The following is an 18,157-nucleotide window of genomic DNA, read 5'->3' as shown; positions in this document are numbered from 1 at the left end:
CTTGTGTAATTTATGTGCAGATGATATTATGAATGATAGGAGAAGTTGTGAGATTTGTTTATAATACATTTATCTTGGATAGGGCAGAATATGCAAAAATCTGCAGAGAAATAAATACGAATTATAGTAAATACGAAGGAAAAACATACGCAGTACATATTTCGTATGGAATAGATAATAAACCATATTGGTATTATTTTGAGAATCATGGATATGATAACTATAATATATATATGAGAATAGAAATGTAAGGGGGCGTAGTTATGGAAGAATTAAGAAAACTGCTCAACAATATAGATGATTCTTATTTTGAGTTTGTCTCGGCTATGGAGCATTATGCTCAGAAGAATGCAGCAAGATTAGAAATGCTCACTGCTTATATCAAAAGAAATCCAGGCGTAAAATCCGCAGATGTTATAAAGTTTGTTTCGGATCAGCCGGATTTTGCAGATGATGCCGCTTACATGAGGGTATGCTAGATATTGTAGTTATAAGAAAGTAATAAAAATACAGACAGTCAATTGTTTTTTGAGGTCACTTCATTCACAATTGTGCTGTCTGTATTTTTATCTGAAAGTATCAGTTTTAAGCTGACTAATTCTACAGGTGAAGGACTCTGTCCTTGATCTCCTGTGTACGTCCCTGATTCCAGAACTGGGTTCCGATATAACCGCAGGTACGTCTTGCAACGAAGAGAGTGTTCTGGTCGCGGTTGCCGCAGTTAGGGCACTCCCACACCAACTTGCCATAATCGTCTGTCACGATCTTGATCTCGCCGTCATAGCCACATTTCTCACAGTAGTCGCTCTTGGTGTTGAGCTCTGCATAGAGAATGTTGTCGTATATGAACTTCATGACTTCAAGGACTGCGTCTATGTTATTCTGGAGATTTGGAACCTCAACATAGCTGATGGCGCCGCCCGGTGACAGCTTCTGGAATTCTGACTCAAACTTCAGCTTGCTGAAGGCGTCTATGTGCTCGGTTACATGTACGTGATAGCTGTTGGTTATGTAATTCTTGTCTGTTACGCCCGGGATGATGCCGAAACGCTTCTGCAGATTCTTGGCAAATTTATAAGTAGTGGACTCCATAGGTGTTCCGTATACGGAATAGCTGATATTTTCAGCAGCCTTCCACTCAGCACATTTGTCGTTGAGCTTCTGCATTACAGCGAGCGCAAATTTCTTGCCTTCCTCGGATGTATGTGTTTTGCCGATCATACGGACACACATTTCACAGAGACCGGCATAGCCAAGGGAAATAGTTGAGTAGCCGCCAAAGAGCAGTTTGTCAATCTTCTCGCCTTTCTTAAGTCTTGCCAGCGCACCGTGCTGCCACAGTATAGGAGCGACATCTGATATGGTTCCGAGCAGTCTTTCATGTCTGCATCTGAGTGCCTTGTGACAAAGCTCAAGACGCTCGTCCAGGATCTTCCAGAATTTGTCCATGTCGCCGTGTGATGAACATGCCACATCAACAAGATTGATGGTCACGACGCCCTGGTTAAAACGTCCGTAATATTTGCGGGATCCATCAGGATTCCTGATGCCGTCCTCCTTTGTAGGAAATGATCTGCAGCCCATGCATGGATATACGTCGCCGTCCTTCATCTCTCTCATGACTTTGGCGGAGATGTAGTCAGGAACCATACGTTTTGCGGTGCATTTGGCGGCAAGCTCGGTCAGATACCAGTATTTGGAATCTGTGGTGATGTTGTCCTCGTCCAGAACATATATGAGCTTAGGAAATGCCGGAGTGATCCAGATTCCCTTCTCGTTCTTAACTCCTTTGATCCTCTGATTCAGGACCTCCTCTATGATGAGTGCCAGGTCATCCCTTGTCTGTCCCTCAGGAACCTCATCCAGGTACATGAACATGGTGACAAATGGTGCCTGTCCGTTACATGTCATCAGGGTGATGAGCTGGTACTGTATAGTCTGTATTCCACTTTTGACCTCGTTCAGAAGTCTCTTCTCTGTTATCTTGTCGATAATGGCATCATCAAGGGATTCGCCACAGTCCTTGCGCTCCTCGATGACCTGTGCACGGAGCTTCTTCCTGCTCACATCCACAAATGGTGCCAGATGGGACAGGGTAAATGTCTGCCCGCCGTACTGGTTGCTGGCAACCTGTGCCACGATCTGCGTGGTGACGTTGCATGCCGTGAAGAAGCTGTGCGGCTTCTCGATCATGGTCTCACTGATCACTGTTCCGTTCTGCAGCATATCCTCAAGGTTGATGAGGTCACAGTTGTGCTCCTTCTGAGCGTAGTAGTCAGAATCATGGAAATGTATGATTCCGGCCTCATGTGCCTCAACTATATCCTCAGGCAGAAGCATTCTCTTGGTCAGATCTTTGGATACCTCACCGGCCATGTAGTCACGCTGTGTCGAGTTGATCACCGGATTCTTGTTGGAGTTTTCCTGATTGACTTCCTCGTTCATATGGTCTATGAGCGCAAGGATTCCGTTGTCCGTGGTGTTGGACTTACGTGCGAGCTCTCTCTTGTAACGGTAACGCACATATTTCTGTGCAACCTCATATCCTCTCATCTCCATGATACCGGTCTCGACCATATCCTGAATGTCCTCCACGTGAACTGCGTGGGACATTGATTCTATCTGTTTCTCCAGGTTGTCCGCGATGGCGTGAACCTGATATTCGTTGAGCTGGTGGAGTTTGTCAACCTCATTGTTGGCAGCTTTGATGGCATTCTCGATCTTTGACAGGTCAAATGTCACCTCTTCTCCATTCCTTTTGATTACGTGTACGTGTGTTTTAGCTTCCTCTGGCACAGCAATAGCCTCCCTCTTCCAATTCAATGGTAAATTTAATCGTAATATTCCAATCATTCAAGTTAACTGAAATCAGGCCAATCAGGTCTGGTTCGACGTAATATAGTAGATGCGGCTGCCTGTGCCGCATGGAATTATTTATAAAGAAAAAATATGTAAACACAATATATTTGGTGGAGATAATGTGAAACACCCACTAGATATTGTACTCTGTTATTATAGCCATCACAAATAACATTGTAAAGATGAAAAATGTGCTTTTACACAATAAAAATCCCGTGAGGCGCATAAACCTTGACAAATTTTGAGAAAAAATTTTTGAGGGCTTCCAAAGCCTTGACAAGCAACCATAAAAAGTGATACACACTTATATGGATACAATTTCTAACAGGTATTAATACAAATATCAAGGAGATAAAAAAATGCAGGAATTAAAGCCAATCAAAGAAGGTAAGGTACGTGAGATTTATGACAATGGAGACAGCCTGATCATGGTAGCTACAGACCGTATAAGCTGCTTCGATGTCATCCTCGACAATGTAATTTCCAAGAAGGGAACAGTTCTGACACAGATGTCAAAGTTCTGGTTTGACATGACACAGGACATTCTTCCTAACCACATGATCTCAGTTGATGTAAAAGATATGCCTGAGTTCTTCCAGCAGGAGAAGTTCGATGGCAACAGCATGATGTGCAGAAAGCTTGAGATGCTTCCAATCGAGTGTATTGTTCGTGGATACATCACAGGAAGCGGTTGGGCAAGCTACAAGGAGAATGGCACAGTATGTGGAATCAAGCTCCCAGAGGGATTAAAGGAGTCTGATAAGCTTCCTGAGCCTATCTACACACCATCAACAAAGGCCGAGATTGGCGATCACGATGAGAATATATCATATGAGCAGAGCATTGCTCACCTTGAGAAGTACTTCCCTGGCAATGGCGAGGAGTACGCTTCAAAGCTCAAGGAGTACACCATCACACTTTACAAGAAGTGTGCAGAGTACGCACTTACAAGAGGAATCATCATTGCAGATACAAAGTTTGAGTTTGGTCTCGATGAGAATGGCAATATCGTTCTCGGCGATGAGATGCTTACACCTGACAGCTCAAGATTCTGGCCAGCAGATGTATATGAGCCAGGTCATGGTCAGCCATCATTTGACAAGCAGTTCGCACGTGACTGGCTGAAGGCTAATCCTGACAAGGGCTGGAAGCTTCCTGATGATGTCGCACAGAAGACCATCGACATCTACCTTGAGGGCTATGAGAAGCTCACAGGCAAGCCACTTGGAAAGTAAATCCTACACTATATAGCATCAGACTGTTATATTATTAAGAATAAGACTTCCGGCGTAATGATGTGCCCGGGAGTCTTATTTTTGTGTTTTTACGCTTCCCAGGCTGTGCTCTTTAAACGGTATTTTGAAACTGCGCTGCACTAGAAGTACAAGAGGTTCTGAATCCTGGTAAAACGGTACGCATGAAATGAAGTATATTGATTAAAATGGCATTAAATGATAAAGTAAAAAATAAAAGTTATATACGGCAATTTTATAAACTAAATTTGTGAGACACTTATAAAACCAAGGACAGTTTTGGATTTAGATCTAAAAAATTTCTCTGCGCAAAATGGAAATGTGAGATTTGCAAATGACAATCTTTGTTTTGATGAAGTCAAAGGCGATAGTAAATCAGATAAGGCAGTAAATGTTTCGACAAATGTAATGAGTATAGATTCAGGTGCCTATGAAGTAAGTATACAATACGATTCATATGTTGCTGAAAATCGTATGGACATATCTAATGCCAGAGTTTCCTTAACAAGTATAGTTAATATAAAATGTGAAAATATTACATTAAGTGATGCACACACTTATGAAAGTGGTAAATTGTGGGTTCCCATGTTCTCGAAATGTAATGATTTGAGATTAAATATTGCGTATAATGGATCAGGCAAATTAAAGATTCACTGTATTATTTTACACAAACATAAATATTAAGCTCAAGAAAGAATGGGGACCTCACTGGATAACGGATACAGTTATCCAACTCCGATATATTATTGTGATTTTTTTCTATATCCTGTGGCTTTTCTATATTATATGACGTTTTTACCACTTATAGTTGTTGGGGTATATATTATTTATAATAGTAAAAAGCCGCGCATTAATGAGTGGATATATTTGGCGTTGGGAATGTCTGGGATTATATTGAGTCATGTATTGACCTGCGAGATAGTAGTCGTAAATCTTATTATTTTATGTATAGTTTTATTAAAAAGAACATTAAAAAAAGAAAGAATTATGGCATTTATAAAAGCTGCCATAATGTGCTTAGTACTTACAATTTGGTATTTGCTTCCATTTATTGATTACTTCGTAAGCCAGGAAACCATAGTACAGGCTGGGGATTTAAGACTTTTAGATAATAGCTCACAAGAAATAATAGACATATTTCAGCTGTTTGCTCCTGGAAATGAAGGTTGGAAGTGCATCACTTTAGGTGCAGCTGTAATTTTATCTTTGGGGATTACATTATATTGCCTATATAAATACTCTTCCAAAGAAGGTAATGAAAAAGCAATTTTTTGTATAAAAATCTTCAGTGCGTTTGGTATTGTAAAGACATTATTCATATGTAAATTTTTCCCATGGGGAAGTATCTAGCAAATTCTGGGAATAGATGGATTAGGGTATCAGGTTGGAAGTATTCAGTTTTCATGGAGATTTGATTTCAGATTATCATAAAAACAAAGGAGATGCATATTTAACAATAAAAAACGATAGCACAATAGATGATGTGATTGTTCAAGTGCCTATTTTTAATTATAAGTATTATACGGTATTTGATAAAAATAATAAGAAATTAGATTTGGTTGGTTCTGTAAATAATTGTGTGACATTCAAGGTACCACCAAGATATAATCGAACATTAATTATAGGATTTAGAGAGCCGATAAGCTGGAGAATTTCAGAAATAATTTCAGCTATAGGTTTTATAGTTGCATTATTTATTGGTATAAAATTACTCGTTGCGAAGAGAAGAAAAAATATTAGATAAGGAGAATGTGTGATGATTAGTTTAATAGTTCCTTGTTATAATGAGCAAGAATCACTACCGATTTTTTATGATGAAGTAACAAAGGTAGTAAGAAATATGGGGGTAGAATATGAGCTATTGCTCGTAAATGATGGTTCAAAAGATAAAACATTGGAAATAATGAGGGAGCTTTCTGCAAAAGATGAACATGTTAAGTACCATTCTTTCTCAAGAAATTTTGGCAAAGAGGCTGCAATGTATGCGGGCTTTTGTAATGCAAAGGGGAATTATGTAGCTGTTATGGATGCTGATATGCAGGATCCACCATCATTGTTACCACAGATGTTAAAAATTCTGGAATCCGGAGAATACGACTCAGTAGCTACAAGGCGGGCTGATCGTAAAGGCGAGCCAAAAATCAGAAGCTGGTTTGCCCGTAAGTTTTATCAGATTATTAATAAAATATCAGATGCCGATATTGTGGACGGAGCAAGAGACTTCCGTCTTATGAAGCGCGAAATGGTCGATGCCATAGTGGAAATGGGCGAGTATAATAGATTTTCAAAAGGCATATTTGGGTGGATCGGTTTCAATACATATTGGCTGCCATATGAGAATATTGAAAGAGTTGCCGGTGAGACTAGCTGGAGTTTTTGGAAACTGCTGAAATATGCAATAGATGGTATTATTAATTTTTCACAAGCTCCTCTTTCAGTGGCCTCTTGGTTTGGAATGGCAATGACTTTTGTGGGCTTTTTAAGCCTTATTTTGGTGATAGTCAGAAGATTGGTATTCGGAGATCCTGTTGCCGGATGGGCATCTATAATATGTGTAATCATATTTATAGGTGGAATACAGCTTTTCTGTTTAGGAATAATGGGGCAGTATATAGCTAAGATGTACTTGGAAACAAAAAAGAGACCACACTATATAATATCTGAAACGAATGACACGAATTCAAAGAAGGTTAATTAGCAATGAAAAAAAAGGATATTTTTGATAAAATATTTGAACTTCCGGGGCTAAGAGTATTTGAACCACTATATAGTAAGTATAAAGAAGTGATTTTATATTTAGTATTTGGAGGATTAAGTTTTATAGTAAGCATTTGTACTTATGCACTATTTAATGTGTATTTGGGTATCAATGAGTTGATAGCGAATATTTTATCGTGGATAATTACTGTATTATTTGCTTTTTTGACAAATCGTATATGGGTTTTTGATTCTCCTACAAGTGGTGTGCAAGACTTTCTGAAGCAGATGGCAGCCTTTTTTGGTGGACGAATAATTACATTGGTAGTAGAAGAAGCAATTCTATTAGTATTTATATCTATACTTGGTTTTAATAGTATGATAGTTAAGATTGTTGCACAGATTATCGTTATATTACTTAATTACATCATAAGTAAGTTGATTATATTTAAGAAAGGCTGAACAAGATGAAAGCCAAATGTAAGGAGGAATTCATACAATGAAGAATATGCTGCGTGTGGCAGCCGTTACGCCGAAGGTTCACATCGGAAGTGTCAGCGGAAATGTCAGAGAGATAATGGATATATATGAAGAGTATAAGGATGCTGCGGATGTCATAGTGACGCCGGAGCTGTCCATCACGGGATATACCTGTGCGGATCTGTTTGAGAACAGAAAGCTCATAGATGGTGCGAGAAGAGGACTTCTTCAGCTTGCCATGGCTACATGTACTGGTCAGTCGGCACTGGTGGTCGGTCTGCCATTTGAGGTGGACGGAGAGCTGTTCAACTGTGCGGCGTTCCTGCAGGGCGGAAGAGTCGTGGCCATCGTGCCGAAGACTTACCTTCCAAACTACGGTGAGTTCTACGAGAAGAGATGGTTCTCAGCCAGAAAGTATGATGCGGTGATGGTCAATCTTATGGACCCGGAAGATGATGGAGATGAGCTTGAATACAATGCCGGTTCAAAGAAAGCCGGGGACAGGGCTGTTGGCAGTGAAGTGCTGTTTGGCAACAATGTGATGATAGAGATGGGCAGCGGAGACCAGAGAGTCAAGCTTGGCATAGAGATATGTGAGGATGCCTGGACCCCGGTCTCGCCGGGAAGACTTTTTGCCATGGCGGGAGCAGAGGTGATACTCAACCTTTCCGCATCAAATGAGGTCATCGGAAAGGCTGCATACAGGCACAAGCTGATAGGAAGTGTGTCATCGGACTGCCTGTGCGGATATGTGTATGTGTCCGCTGGAATGTATGAGTCCACATCAGATCTGGTATTTTCAGGACACAATCTGATGTACGAGAACGGCAAACTCCTCGGCGAGGTAAAGCCATTTGAGGACGGAGTATTGATCAGGGATATAAGTCTTACCAAGATAAGACACGACAGGATAGCCAACAAGTCATTTGCCGACTGCAAGCGTGATTTCGCATTCAGAAAGTATGAGACGGTGGTGTGCGATACCCCACTCATGGACAAAGGAAATGTGCTCATGAAGGTGAAGATGACACCATTTGTCCCATCGGGAAATAAGCTTGAGAGGTGCATGGCGATATTCAAGATGCAGGTTGCCGGACTTCAGAGAAGGATAGAGGCCACCCATTGCAAATGTGTGGTCGTGGGAGTGTCAGGTGGACTTGATTCCACACTGGCTTTGCTGGTTTCAGCACAGGCGGTGAAGAATGCGGGACTTCCATCCACAACTGTCGTGGGAATCACCATGCCGGGATTTGGAACGACAAACAGGACGAAGAACAACTCCACGGAACTCATGAGACTGCTCGGTTGTGACAGCAGAGAGATAAGCATAGCTGCATCGGTGAGACAGCATTTTGCCGATATTGGACAGGACGAGAGCGTGCATGACGTCACTTATGAGAACTGTCAGGCGAGGGAGAGAACACAGATACTCATGGATGTCGCCAACAAGGAGGGCGGATTCGTGGTTGGAACCGGAGATCTCTCGGAGCTGGCACTTGGTTGGTGCACCTACAACGGCGACCATATGAGCATGTATGCGGTGAATACAAGTATACCAAAGACGCTGGTGCGCTCACTTGTGAACGAAGTCGGACACTTCATGGAGGTTGATGGATTTGTGGGCATCGCGCCGATCATAGACGATATCATAGACACACCGGTCAGCCCGGAGCTGCTTCCACCGAACCCGGACGGAACCATCGCGCAGAAGACGGAGGACACCGTGGGATCATACATCCTGCACGATTTCTTCTTATATTATACATTGCGATATGGAATGTCACCTGAGGAGGTAAATGAGCTGTGCAAAGAGGCTGTAAGACAGAGTGACGAGTACAATTTCTCAGACAGCGAGATCGACAAATGGCAGAAGGTATTCTACACGAGATTCTTCCGCCAGCAGTTCAAGCGAAACTGTATGCCGGACGGCGTGAAGGTCGGAACCGTGTCGGTCAGCCCGAGAGGAGATCTGAGACTGCCGTCTGAGATTGAATTTGAGGACTTTTTGTAGACATTTGCCTGGGATAGTTATTAACGTGGCAGAATCATAATAGCATACCAATCAGGGGTCGCTCTCGCTTAACTCAGCCTGCAACGGTACTAAGGTGCCGCCTGTTGCGCCACCTAAGGACCGGTGGCATCGTATTCCCCTGATTTGGTAGTGCTATTATGATTCTGCCACAATATAGCATACAAAGACAAATGTCTACAAAAGTCGTGTATATATTTTATATGAATAATATAATTTAGGAGGACAAAGAAATGCCATTTATAGATTCAAAGGTTACAGTGAAGATGAGTGATGACCAGAAGGAGACTCTTAAGAGCAGTCTCGGTCAGGCGATAACAACGATGAACAAGACGGAGAGCTACCTTATGGTCGGCATCAACGATGGATACGACCTGTTCATGGGCGGAAAGAAACTTGATAAGGGTGCATATGTGGAAGTCAGCGTATTCGGTGATGTGACTCCGAAGGCATGTGATGCCATGACAGGAAAGATCTGCGATATATTTGCAGATGTACTTGGAATCCCGGGAAATGCGGTGTACGTGACTTACCACGGCGTACATGACTGGGGCTGGAACGGCGGTAATTTCTGATGTGGGAGATAGAAGTCCTTGACGCTCTCCAGAATATACATACCCCATGGCTTGACAAGCTCATGGTGGCGATCACATCCCTTGGAAATGCGGGAATACTGTGGATAGTGCTGGCGGCTGTGCTGCTGATTATTCCAAAGACGAGGAAGGCAGGGCTGTGCATGGCCATCGCACTTATCCTTGATCTTCTTATAACCAACTGCCTGTTAAAGAATCTTGTCGCCAGAACAAGACCATATGATGTGGCGGATTTTACAGATCTGATAGTGAAGAAACCAACGGATTACTCCTTCCCATCGGGACACACGGCGGCGTCATTTGCGGCTGTCACGGCGTTGTTCATGAGCAGGAAGAAACTGCTGGGCGCAATATCCTGTGTGATAGCGATCCTCATAGCGTTCTCAAGAATGTATCTGTATGTGCATTTCCCAACAGATATCATTGGCGGAATAGTGGTAGGCGTGGCAGCTGGAGTGGCAGCAGGATTTATACTTAGAGCGATTGATAAATGATTTGGCGGATCGTTGGTTTGGAGGGATACGATTATGAGTGAATATACCATACTGCCGTTGATCAATGCAGCATTTCAGCCGGGTGAAGCGAAAAAGATGGTAGACAGTTTTGAAGACAGGGATTTTCAGGAGATAGCACGTGCTGAATACTATTATTTTACCGGGCAGGCGGAGGAGTGCAATCATATAGCAGAACGTTATCTGATGAGCCATAATATAAAATTGAAGATGTCATCCTGCCTGTTATATGTATACTCTAATCTGACACTTGGCAGAGAAGCTGCATCAAGGAAAGGACTGAGGGAGATTCAGAAATGTCTTGAAAAAGAGACGAAAAATCCTTCATCCGCTGAGGACAGGGCTGTCAGTGTATTTGCGGGATATATGTCCTCTGTGCTTTTGCATCTTTCGGTGGATGAACTTCCGGATGTGGAGCTTTATGCAGTAACATTGCCGCCTGGAATTAAGCTGTTTTCTGCCTATGTAATAGCTCACATGGCATATTTAAAAGGCGAGTATGGCAGGGCACTTGGAATTTGCGAGGCAGCATTGATGTTCAGGGATGATATATATCCTATTAGTATGATCTATCTGTATTGTATGATTGCAATGTGTCAGATGAATCTGAAAAATCAGCAGAAAGCAAAAGATGCATTGATGCTGGCGTGGAACGTGGCGAAAGAAGACGAATTTCTGGAACCTTTCGTTGAACATCATGGTTTGCTGCAGGGACTTCTGGAGTCATGTATCCGCAAGGAGGATTCAAAACTATATAACAAATTATCTGATAAAGTCATTGCCTTTAGCAGGGGATGGATGTCAATCCACAATCCTATGTCAGGAAATTCAGTGACGGATGCATTATCCACAGTGGAATTCTCGATTGCAATGCTGGCAAGCCGAGATTGGAATAATCAGGAAATTGCAGATTATCTGGGATTTTCACCCAATACGGTTAAAACTTATCTGAGCAGGATTTATGAAAAAATGAATATAAATAAGAGGGATGAGCTGAAAAATTATATGCTGAAATAGGAAAATATACATTTTCGTATCGAAACGGAGATTACATGGAAGAAGTCAAAATGATAAAATCTTTATATACAGAAATCACTAACCAAACTCAGATTTATTTTTAAGGGAGGGAACTATATGAAGAGAAGAATTTTGACCACCCTGCTCACTATGTGCATGGTGCTGATGCTGCTGCGGATACCGGCATATGCGGGCAAAGCCTATTGCGACATCTGTGGTAAATGGGTAAGAACAACCGAAACTTATGAATACAAAGACGCTGGATATCATTGGCATCACGTTTATTGCACAGAATGTGGCACTAATATCACCAATCCACGTTCTGCGCATGTGTGGAGCGGAACGGCAACCTGCACAAGCGGACAGACTTGCACGATCTGCGGAGGAACATCCACCCCTCTCGGACATGATTGGAACTCAAACTGGATTTCGGATGAAAACAATCATTGGCATGAGTGTAATGTCTGCGCAGAAAAGGGCGATGTTGGAATACATATTTGGGATAATGGCACTATAACTATTTCTCCAACCTGCACAACAGAGGGGGAGAGAAAGTATACTTGCATTGGATGCGGCAGAATAAAAACAGAGACGATCCAAGCTACGGGTCACGACCTCGTACATCACGATGCACAGGCGGCGACTTGTACCGCAAACGGTTGGGAAACTTACGATACCTGCAGTAACTGTGATTACACCACCTATACGGAGATTCCGGCAGTAGGTCATAGTTATGGAGATGTAACATACACATGGAGCACAGACAATCAACACTGTACAGCAGAAAGAAAATGTACAGCATGTGATGGCGTAGAAAGTGAGACAGCAGATACAACAGCAACAGTAATACAGGAAAAGAACTGCGTATTGCCAGAATTAACTACATACAGTGTGACATTTGAAAATTCTGCTTTTGAATCTCAAACAAAGGAAAATGTACGGACAGCAGAAAACGCCGGTCACGATATGGAAAAAGTAGAAAAGCAAGCTGCTACTGCTGCAAAAGAAGGAAACAGCACATATTGGTTCTGTGATAAATGTAATAAGTATTTTAGTGATGAAGAAGCAGAAAATGAAATTAAAAAGGAAGACACAGTGCTTGCGAAACTTGCCCCTGTTATTATCAAGGGAGACGGAGCGACAGTAACAGCAGGTGCGAAGAATGCACTATCATTCACATCTGATGCTGCATACAGGGATTTTATTCGTGTTGAGGTTGACGGAAAGACCATAGATGAGAGTAATTATACGGTGGAATCTGGAAGTATAATCGTAACATTGAAAGAGGATTATGTTGCCGGTTTTTCGGAGGGTGAGCATACACTTGGCATTGTCTCTGAGAGCGGAACAGCGACAGCTCATTTTACAGTAAACGAGAAGACAACGGGGACACAGGAGCCTTCGGAAGACACAACCGGTACAACACAGGAGCCTTCGGAAGACACAACCAGTACAACACAGGAGCCTTCGGAAGGTACAACCAATAAAACACAGGAGACAAGTACAACGGATAAAACAACACAATCATCTCCAAAAACTGGTGACAGTACAGACTTGCAGTTGTATGTGATTCTTATGTTTGTTTCAATAGTGGGGGTTGCAGGAATTTGTGTTAAGAAAAGGTTCAAGACCCATTGATGGCTTTGAATGAAATGGCTGTTAGAGCGGAAATTACATATTAGATCTCTATAAAATGAGGCATATGGACTAAAAAGATGTTCATATGCCTTATTTTAATATGTCTTTAAATACTTTAAATACACAGAAATTTCACAAACAAAACGCCTCTGTATACTATTGACATTAAAAAATAGAAGTATTAATATTTATGCAACTTGCGTCAAATCACACATAGCTGACGATCAGATATCGCATATCATAAATCAAATTCCTGATTTTGTGCATCTGAGGATTCTGTCAGCATTTCAAACTGAAACAAGGAGGAAATAGAATGATCAAAACATTGCTTGGTCAGGTGGGCGAGTACAAGAAGGACTCAATACTCACACCTGTATTTACGGCGGCAGAGGTCTTCATGGAGATCCTCATTCCATTTGTGACCGCCAAGATAATCGATGAGGGAATCAACGGACAGGACATGAGCAAGGTGTATATGTATGGCGGACTCATGCTTGTACTGGCTTTCCTAAGCCTTTTCTTTGGAGTGATGGCGGGCAAATTCGCTGCCAGCGCATCAACAGGATTCGCGTGTAACCTGAGGGAGGGCATGTACAGGAATGTTCAGGAGTTCTCATTTACCAACATTGACAAATTCAGCACCGCCAGTCTTATAACACGTATGACGACGGATGTGACAAATGTACAGAACGCGTACCAGATGCTCATACGAATCGCAGTCCGTGCGCCACTCATGCTCATTTGCAGTATGATAATGTGCTTTACAATCAACGTGGAGCTGTCACTTGTATTTGTGGCAGCACTTGTGGTTCTTGCATTTGGATTGTTCTTCATCATATTCAAGGTAACACCTATATTTGACGAGGTATTCAGGAACTATGACAACCTGAATGCCAGTGTTCAGGAAAATGTATCAGCGATAAGAGTTGTAAAGGCATTTGTCAGGGAAGAATATGAGGATAAGAAGTTTGGGAAGGCAGCAGAGGTTCTTGCGGAACTGTCCATAAAGGCTGAGAGTCTGCTGGCTTTCAACAATCCTATCATGATGTTTGTCATCTTTACATGTATGATGCTCCTGTCGTGGATCGGAGCACACTTCATAGTCAGTGGTAGCATGACAACTGGAAATCTTACATCACTTTTCAGCTATGTCATGAGCATGATGATGTCGCTGATGATGCTGTCCATGGTATTTGTCATGATCTCCATGAGTATGGCAAGTATGAGACGAATATCTGAGGTCCTTGAGGAGACACCTACCATGACCAATCCTGATGAGCCGATCATGGAGGTCCCTGATGGAAGAATAGATTTTAACCATGTTGATTTTGTATATAAGGCAGGAAGTGCAGAGGACACGCTGAAGGATATTGACATTCACATAAAGTCTGGAGAGACAGTTGGTGTGATAGGTGGAACCGGCTGCGGTAAGTCGACATTTGTCAATCTGATAAGCAGACTTTACGATGTGAAACCGGACGGTGGTTCGGTCTGTGTCGGAGGACATGACGTGCGTGATTACGATATGGAGGTCATCCGAAATGAAGTGGCGGTTGTGCTCCAGAAGAATGTGCTGTTTTCGGGTACGATACTTGATAATCTGAGATGGGGCAAGGCGGATGCCACGGAGAATGAGTGCCGTGAGGTGTGCGAGCTTGCCTGTGCGGATGAGTTCATAGACAGGATGCCGGATGGATATAACACCTGGATCGAGCAGGGCGGAAGCAACGTGTCTGGTGGTCAGAAGCAGAGACTCTGTATTGCCAGAGCGCTGCTCAAGAGCCCGAAGGTACTCATTCTCGATGATTCCACAAGCGCAGTTGACACCGCTACGGATGCGAAGATCAGGCAGGCATTTGCAACCAAGATACCGAACACCACCAAGATCATCATATCCCAGAGAATATCAAGTGTGCAGGATGCTGACAGGATCATAGTTCTGGATAACGGAATGGTCAGCGGCTTCGACACACATGAGAATCTGTTAAAGAACAACACGATATATAAGGAGATCTACGACGTACAGATGTCTGGCGGCGGTGATTTCGATGAGAAGATGAATTAATTATGAAGGAAAGGAGGCAGTGTAATGACAGGAAATACAGAGAAATACAGTGAAAATAAGATGGATGATAAAGTGGATGCAGGGCTGAAGAGACCTGGAAAGGATCAGGGCAAAAATCCCATGAAGGCACTTGGAAGGCTGATCAGATATATTCTTAAGGAATACAAGCTGGCATGTATTACGGTTGTGGTCAGCATACTTATATCGGCGCTTGCGATACTGAGTATATCGATGTTCATGCAGAAACTTATCGATGTATATATTGAACCGATGATGAAACAGAGCTCACCTGATTATGGTCCCCTGGCCCACAGGATGCTGGGGCTTGGACTTATACTTGTGCTGGGAATCATCTGCGCATACGCGTACAACAGGATCATGGTAAATGTGACTCAGGGAACCATGAAGAGGCTCAGAGTTCAGCTCTTTGAGAGAATGGAATCCCTTCCGATATCTTTCTTTGACACACATGCACATGGAGATATCATGTCGGTGTACACCAATGATGTTGACACACTCCGTCAGGTCATAAGCCAGAGTATGCCGCAGCTTATCAACTCAAGCATCACATTTATCTCAACACTCATTGCGATGATAGTTCTTGATATACCGTTCACGGTGCTGTCAGTCGTCATGGTACTAATCATGATAAAGGCGACATCAAGCTTGGGCGCGAAGTCGGGAAGATACTTTATGAAGCAGCAGCAGGATCTTGGTAAGGTAAATGGTTATATAGAGGAAATGATGAGCGGCCAGAAGGTTGTCAAGGTGTTCTGCCACGAAGAAAAGGCATATGACGATTTCTGCAAGTTGAACAGATCTCTTCAGGACAGCGCCTACAAGGCCAATATGATAGCCAACATTACCATGCCGGTGAATGCAAACCTTGGAAACATAAGCTACGTTCTCTGTGCTGTACTTGGAGGTGTACTTGCAGTAAATGGCTGGTCAGGGCTTACCATAGGAACACTTGTGGCATTCCTGACGCTTAACAAGAGCTTTACGATGCCGGTTACACAGATAAGTCAGCAGATCAATGCAATAGTCATGGCGGCTGCCGGAGCTGACAGGGTATTTACTATGACAGACGAGATGCCTGAGGAGGACGAGGGCTATGTTGAGCTGGTAAATGCAAAGAAGGATGCAGATGGCAATCTCACGGAGACCGAGGAGAGAACCGGACTCTGGGCATGGAGACATAGGCATGAGACTGGCGAGGTCACATACAGGGAGCTTACAGGCGAGGTTGAATTTGAGAATGTGGACTTCGGTTACAATCCGGATAAGATAGTTCTGCACGACATAAATATGTATGCAAAGCCTGGTCAGAAGATAGCATTTGTCGGAAGTACAGGCGCGGGCAAGACGACCATAACCAATCTGATAAACAGGTTTTATGATATACAGGACGGCAAGATAAGGTACGACAATATCAACATAGGCAAGATCAGGAAGCCGGATCTCAGACGAAGTCTTGGTATAGTTCTTCAGGATACACATCTGTTCACAGGAACAGTCATGGATAACATAAGATACGGCAAGCTGGATGCCACGGATGAGGAGTGTATCAAGGCTGCAAAGCTTGCAAATGCCCACGACTTCATAAAGCGTCTTCCGGACGGTTATAACACAATCCTTACTGGCGATGGTTCAAACCTCAGTCAGGGACAGAGACAGCTTCTTGCGATCGCGAGGGCGGCGGTTGCAGATCCACCAGCACTGATCCTGGACGAGGCTACATCATCCATTGATACGAGAACCGAGGCTATGGTTTCAAAGGGAATGGATGCCCTCATGGAGGGAAGAACGTCATTTGTCATAGCTCACCGACTTTCCACGGTCAAGGACGCGGACTGCATCATGGTCATGGAGCAGGGACGTATCATAGAGAGAGGCACCCACGATCAGCTCATTGACATGAAGGGCAGATATTATCAGCTGTACACTGGCAAGAAGGCCGTGGCTGGGCAGGCGTAAGCACTTGAATTGTATATAAAAAACTGAAAAATGCTTGCAATATAAAAGTTTGTGTGCTATTTTAGGGGCAATTAATGGTAGTCGCAGTTAAGCTCAACGAGATGAAAGTTTCGTTGGGCTTTTTATTTTCATAAGGAGGGGCCCGCGTAAGCGGGAGGAATCCTTGAGAAGCACGCATGCGCCTGCGCGAAGCGCTTTTGAATGCGCATGCTCAATATTATTTTCGTAAGGAGGAAATTATTATGCCACAAAACAAATTACAGGAATTTGTATTCACAACAATCATGGCCATGTTCATGGTCTATGGAATGATCTGCTACAATGTAGCATTAAGCACAGGAGGTTTCACCAATCAGACATTTGTCATGGCACTTCATGAGATGCCGATCATGTGGCCGATAGCTATTATGCTTGAGCTTTTAGTGGTTGGAAAGCTTGCACCGATGCTTGCGTTCAAGATTGTGAGACCGACTGACAGACCACAGGTGATAACCTTCATGATATCATTCTACATCTGCATAATGATGTGTCCAATCATGAGCCTTATAGCAACTGTTTTGTTCAAGGATTCACCAAGTGTTGGTACATTTATCCAGACATGGGGAATGAATCTCCCTGTTGCACTGCTCTGGCAGCTCTGCTATTGCGGACCACTTGTGAGATTGATATTTAGAACTATATTTAAGAGACAGCTTGCGGGTTCTGGCTGTGTAGAGCCATCCAAAGAACCTCAGCCAGAGTCATAATTCTCCGTTTTGGAGAGTTTTGCCTAAAGTATAGACAAAGGCTGGGCGAGGTGTTACAATCCGTTCAAAGCATAGGTTTCAAGTCGAAGGTTTCTATGAGTCCGAACGTAAGAAACGGACCATTCCAACGTATCTATAATTTGCGAATTTCTCATGCTTTTATATCACATTTTTCATAAGAGCAGGAATAATATTCTGGCTGATTTTTTGAAGAAGAATAAGGCGGAGATTTTGCGTATGAATATATTTGAATATGATCAGGAAAAGCATATGAGGCAGACATATGAAGAA

The 18,157-nt window shown here is 42.9% G+C and carries 17 protein-coding genes; 16 read left to right on the top strand and 1 reads right to left on the bottom strand.

The window, feature by feature from the left end; genetic code table 11:
- The first annotated feature begins 32 nt into the window (after positions 1-32).
- Both GT575_RS12165 and GT575_RS12160 read left to right on the top strand, forming a co-directional pair.
- On the top strand, positions 33-251 hold the full coding sequence (locus GT575_RS12165) for a hypothetical protein (protein WP_118649791.1): 219 nt from the start codon (positions 33-35) through the stop codon (positions 249-251).
- 12 nt (positions 252-263) lie between these two features.
- Positions 264-479: a hypothetical protein gene (locus tag GT575_RS12160; RefSeq protein ID WP_015533594.1), complete on the top strand. Its 216-nt coding sequence runs from the start codon at positions 264-266 to the stop codon at positions 477-479.
- A 121-nt stretch (positions 480-600) separates the two neighbouring features.
- Here the strand turns inward: GT575_RS12160 and nrdD are convergent, their stop codons facing one another.
- Positions 601-2,796 carry an anaerobic ribonucleoside-triphosphate reductase gene (gene nrdD, locus GT575_RS12155; RefSeq protein WP_161172110.1) on the bottom strand — a complete coding sequence of 732 codons (2,196 nt, stop codon included), beginning with the start codon at positions 2,794-2,796 and terminating at the stop codon, positions 601-603.
- Positions 2,797-3,218: 422 nt separating this feature from the next.
- On the opposite strand from nrdD, the gene GT575_RS12150 reads away from it, so the two are divergent.
- The 14 genes from GT575_RS12150 to GT575_RS12085 all read left to right on the top strand — a co-directional run bounded on the left by GT575_RS12150 (position 3,219) and on the right by GT575_RS12085 (position 17,866).
- Positions 3,219-4,094 carry a phosphoribosylaminoimidazolesuccinocarboxamide synthase gene (locus GT575_RS12150; RefSeq protein WP_161172109.1) on the top strand — a complete coding sequence of 292 codons (876 nt, stop codon included), beginning with the start codon at positions 3,219-3,221 and terminating at the stop codon, positions 4,092-4,094.
- 297 nt (positions 4,095-4,391) lie between these two features.
- Positions 4,392-4,796, top strand: coding sequence for a hypothetical protein (locus tag GT575_RS12145; RefSeq protein WP_161172108.1), 405 nt, complete (start codon positions 4,392-4,394; stop codon positions 4,794-4,796).
- Positions 4,797-5,099: 303 nt separating this feature from the next.
- A complete protein-coding gene (locus GT575_RS12140; protein WP_161172107.1) occupies positions 5,100-5,462 on the top strand; it encodes a hypothetical protein in 363 nt (120 codons plus the stop codon).
- A 34-nt stretch (positions 5,463-5,496) separates the two neighbouring features.
- Positions 5,497-5,856, top strand: coding sequence for a hypothetical protein (locus GT575_RS12135; protein ID WP_161172106.1), 360 nt, complete (start codon positions 5,497-5,499; stop codon positions 5,854-5,856).
- Between the two features lie 12 nt (positions 5,857-5,868).
- Positions 5,869-6,810, top strand: coding sequence for a glycosyltransferase family 2 protein (locus GT575_RS12130; protein ID WP_161172105.1), 942 nt, complete (start codon positions 5,869-5,871; stop codon positions 6,808-6,810).
- Between the two features lie 2 nt (positions 6,811-6,812).
- Positions 6,813-7,271 (top strand): GtrA family protein, encoded by a 459-nt coding sequence (locus GT575_RS12125; RefSeq protein ID WP_161172104.1) that lies wholly within the window; start codon positions 6,813-6,815, stop codon positions 7,269-7,271.
- A 37-nt stretch (positions 7,272-7,308) separates the two neighbouring features.
- Entirely contained in the window at positions 7,309-9,300 is a 1,992-nt protein-coding gene (locus tag GT575_RS12120) for an NAD(+) synthase (RefSeq protein WP_161172103.1), read from the top strand.
- Between the two features lie 251 nt (positions 9,301-9,551).
- Complete coding sequence (locus GT575_RS12115; RefSeq protein ID WP_015533597.1) at positions 9,552-9,893, top strand: phenylpyruvate tautomerase MIF-related protein; 342 nt, start codon at positions 9,552-9,554, stop codon at positions 9,891-9,893.
- On the top strand, positions 9,893-10,405 hold the full coding sequence (locus tag GT575_RS12110) for a phosphatase PAP2 family protein (RefSeq protein ID WP_015533598.1): 513 nt from the start codon (positions 9,893-9,895) through the stop codon (positions 10,403-10,405). The genes GT575_RS12115 and GT575_RS12110 overlap by 1 nt, the downstream gene beginning before the upstream one ends.
- A 33-nt stretch (positions 10,406-10,438) precedes the next feature.
- Positions 10,439-11,440 carry a helix-turn-helix transcriptional regulator gene (locus GT575_RS12105; protein ID WP_015533599.1) on the top strand — a complete coding sequence of 334 codons (1,002 nt, stop codon included), beginning with the start codon at positions 10,439-10,441 and terminating at the stop codon, positions 11,438-11,440.
- Positions 11,441-11,557: 117 nt separating this feature from the next.
- Positions 11,558-13,078, top strand: a complete 1,521-nt coding sequence (locus GT575_RS12100) for a hemoblobin-interacting domain-containing protein (protein WP_015533600.1) — start codon at positions 11,558-11,560, stop codon at positions 13,076-13,078.
- Positions 13,079-13,391: 313 nt separating this feature from the next.
- Entirely contained in the window at positions 13,392-15,143 is a 1,752-nt protein-coding gene (locus tag GT575_RS12095; RefSeq protein ID WP_015533601.1) for an ABC transporter ATP-binding protein, read from the top strand.
- A 60-nt stretch (positions 15,144-15,203) separates the two neighbouring features.
- The gene (locus GT575_RS12090) at positions 15,204-17,120 is read left to right on the top strand and encodes an ABC transporter ATP-binding protein (RefSeq protein WP_204987952.1); all 1,917 of its coding nucleotides are present in this window, start codon (positions 15,204-15,206) and stop codon (positions 17,118-17,120) included.
- Between the two features lie 242 nt (positions 17,121-17,362).
- Complete coding sequence (locus GT575_RS12085) at positions 17,363-17,866, top strand: hypothetical protein (protein WP_022216855.1); 504 nt, start codon at positions 17,363-17,365, stop codon at positions 17,864-17,866.
- The last annotated feature ends 291 nt before the right edge of the window (positions 17,867-18,157 follow it).

Origin of the sequence: Coprococcus sp. BIOML-A2 (genome assembly GCF_009875795.1) — a bacterium.
Lineage (GTDB): Bacteria > Bacillota > Clostridia > Lachnospirales > Lachnospiraceae > Coprococcus > Coprococcus aceti.
Note: the sequence above shows the minus strand (reverse complement) of the source record. Positions and strands in the feature narration are given on the sequence as shown.

Coding starts and splice junctions, on each gene's coding strand:
- GT575_RS12115 (WP_015533597.1), top strand. CDS start 9,552: ATGCCATTTATAGATTCAAAGGTTACAGTGAAGATGAGTGATGACCAG.
- GT575_RS12130 (WP_161172105.1), top strand. CDS start 5,869: ATGATTAGTTTAATAGTTCCTTGTTATAATGAGCAAGAATCACTACCG.
- GT575_RS12120 (WP_161172103.1), top strand. CDS start 7,309: ATGAAGAATATGCTGCGTGTGGCAGCCGTTACGCCGAAGGTTCACATC.
- GT575_RS12125 (WP_161172104.1), top strand. CDS start 6,813: ATGAAAAAAAAGGATATTTTTGATAAAATATTTGAACTTCCGGGGCTA.
- GT575_RS12160 (WP_015533594.1), top strand. CDS start 264: ATGGAAGAATTAAGAAAACTGCTCAACAATATAGATGATTCTTATTTT.
- GT575_RS12095 (WP_015533601.1), top strand. CDS start 13,392: ATGATCAAAACATTGCTTGGTCAGGTGGGCGAGTACAAGAAGGACTCA.
- GT575_RS12100 (WP_015533600.1), top strand. CDS start 11,558: ATGAAGAGAAGAATTTTGACCACCCTGCTCACTATGTGCATGGTGCTG.
- GT575_RS12090 (WP_204987952.1), top strand. CDS start 15,204: ATGGATGATAAAGTGGATGCAGGGCTGAAGAGACCTGGAAAGGATCAG.
- GT575_RS12150 (WP_161172109.1), top strand. CDS start 3,219: ATGCAGGAATTAAAGCCAATCAAAGAAGGTAAGGTACGTGAGATTTAT.
- GT575_RS12140 (WP_161172107.1), top strand. CDS start 5,100: ATGGCATTTATAAAAGCTGCCATAATGTGCTTAGTACTTACAATTTGG.
- GT575_RS12085 (WP_022216855.1), top strand. CDS start 17,363: ATGCCACAAAACAAATTACAGGAATTTGTATTCACAACAATCATGGCC.
- GT575_RS12110 (WP_015533598.1), top strand. CDS start 9,893: ATGTGGGAGATAGAAGTCCTTGACGCTCTCCAGAATATACATACCCCA.
- GT575_RS12105 (WP_015533599.1), top strand. CDS start 10,439: ATGAGTGAATATACCATACTGCCGTTGATCAATGCAGCATTTCAGCCG.
- GT575_RS12165 (WP_118649791.1), top strand. CDS start 33: ATGATAGGAGAAGTTGTGAGATTTGTTTATAATACATTTATCTTGGAT.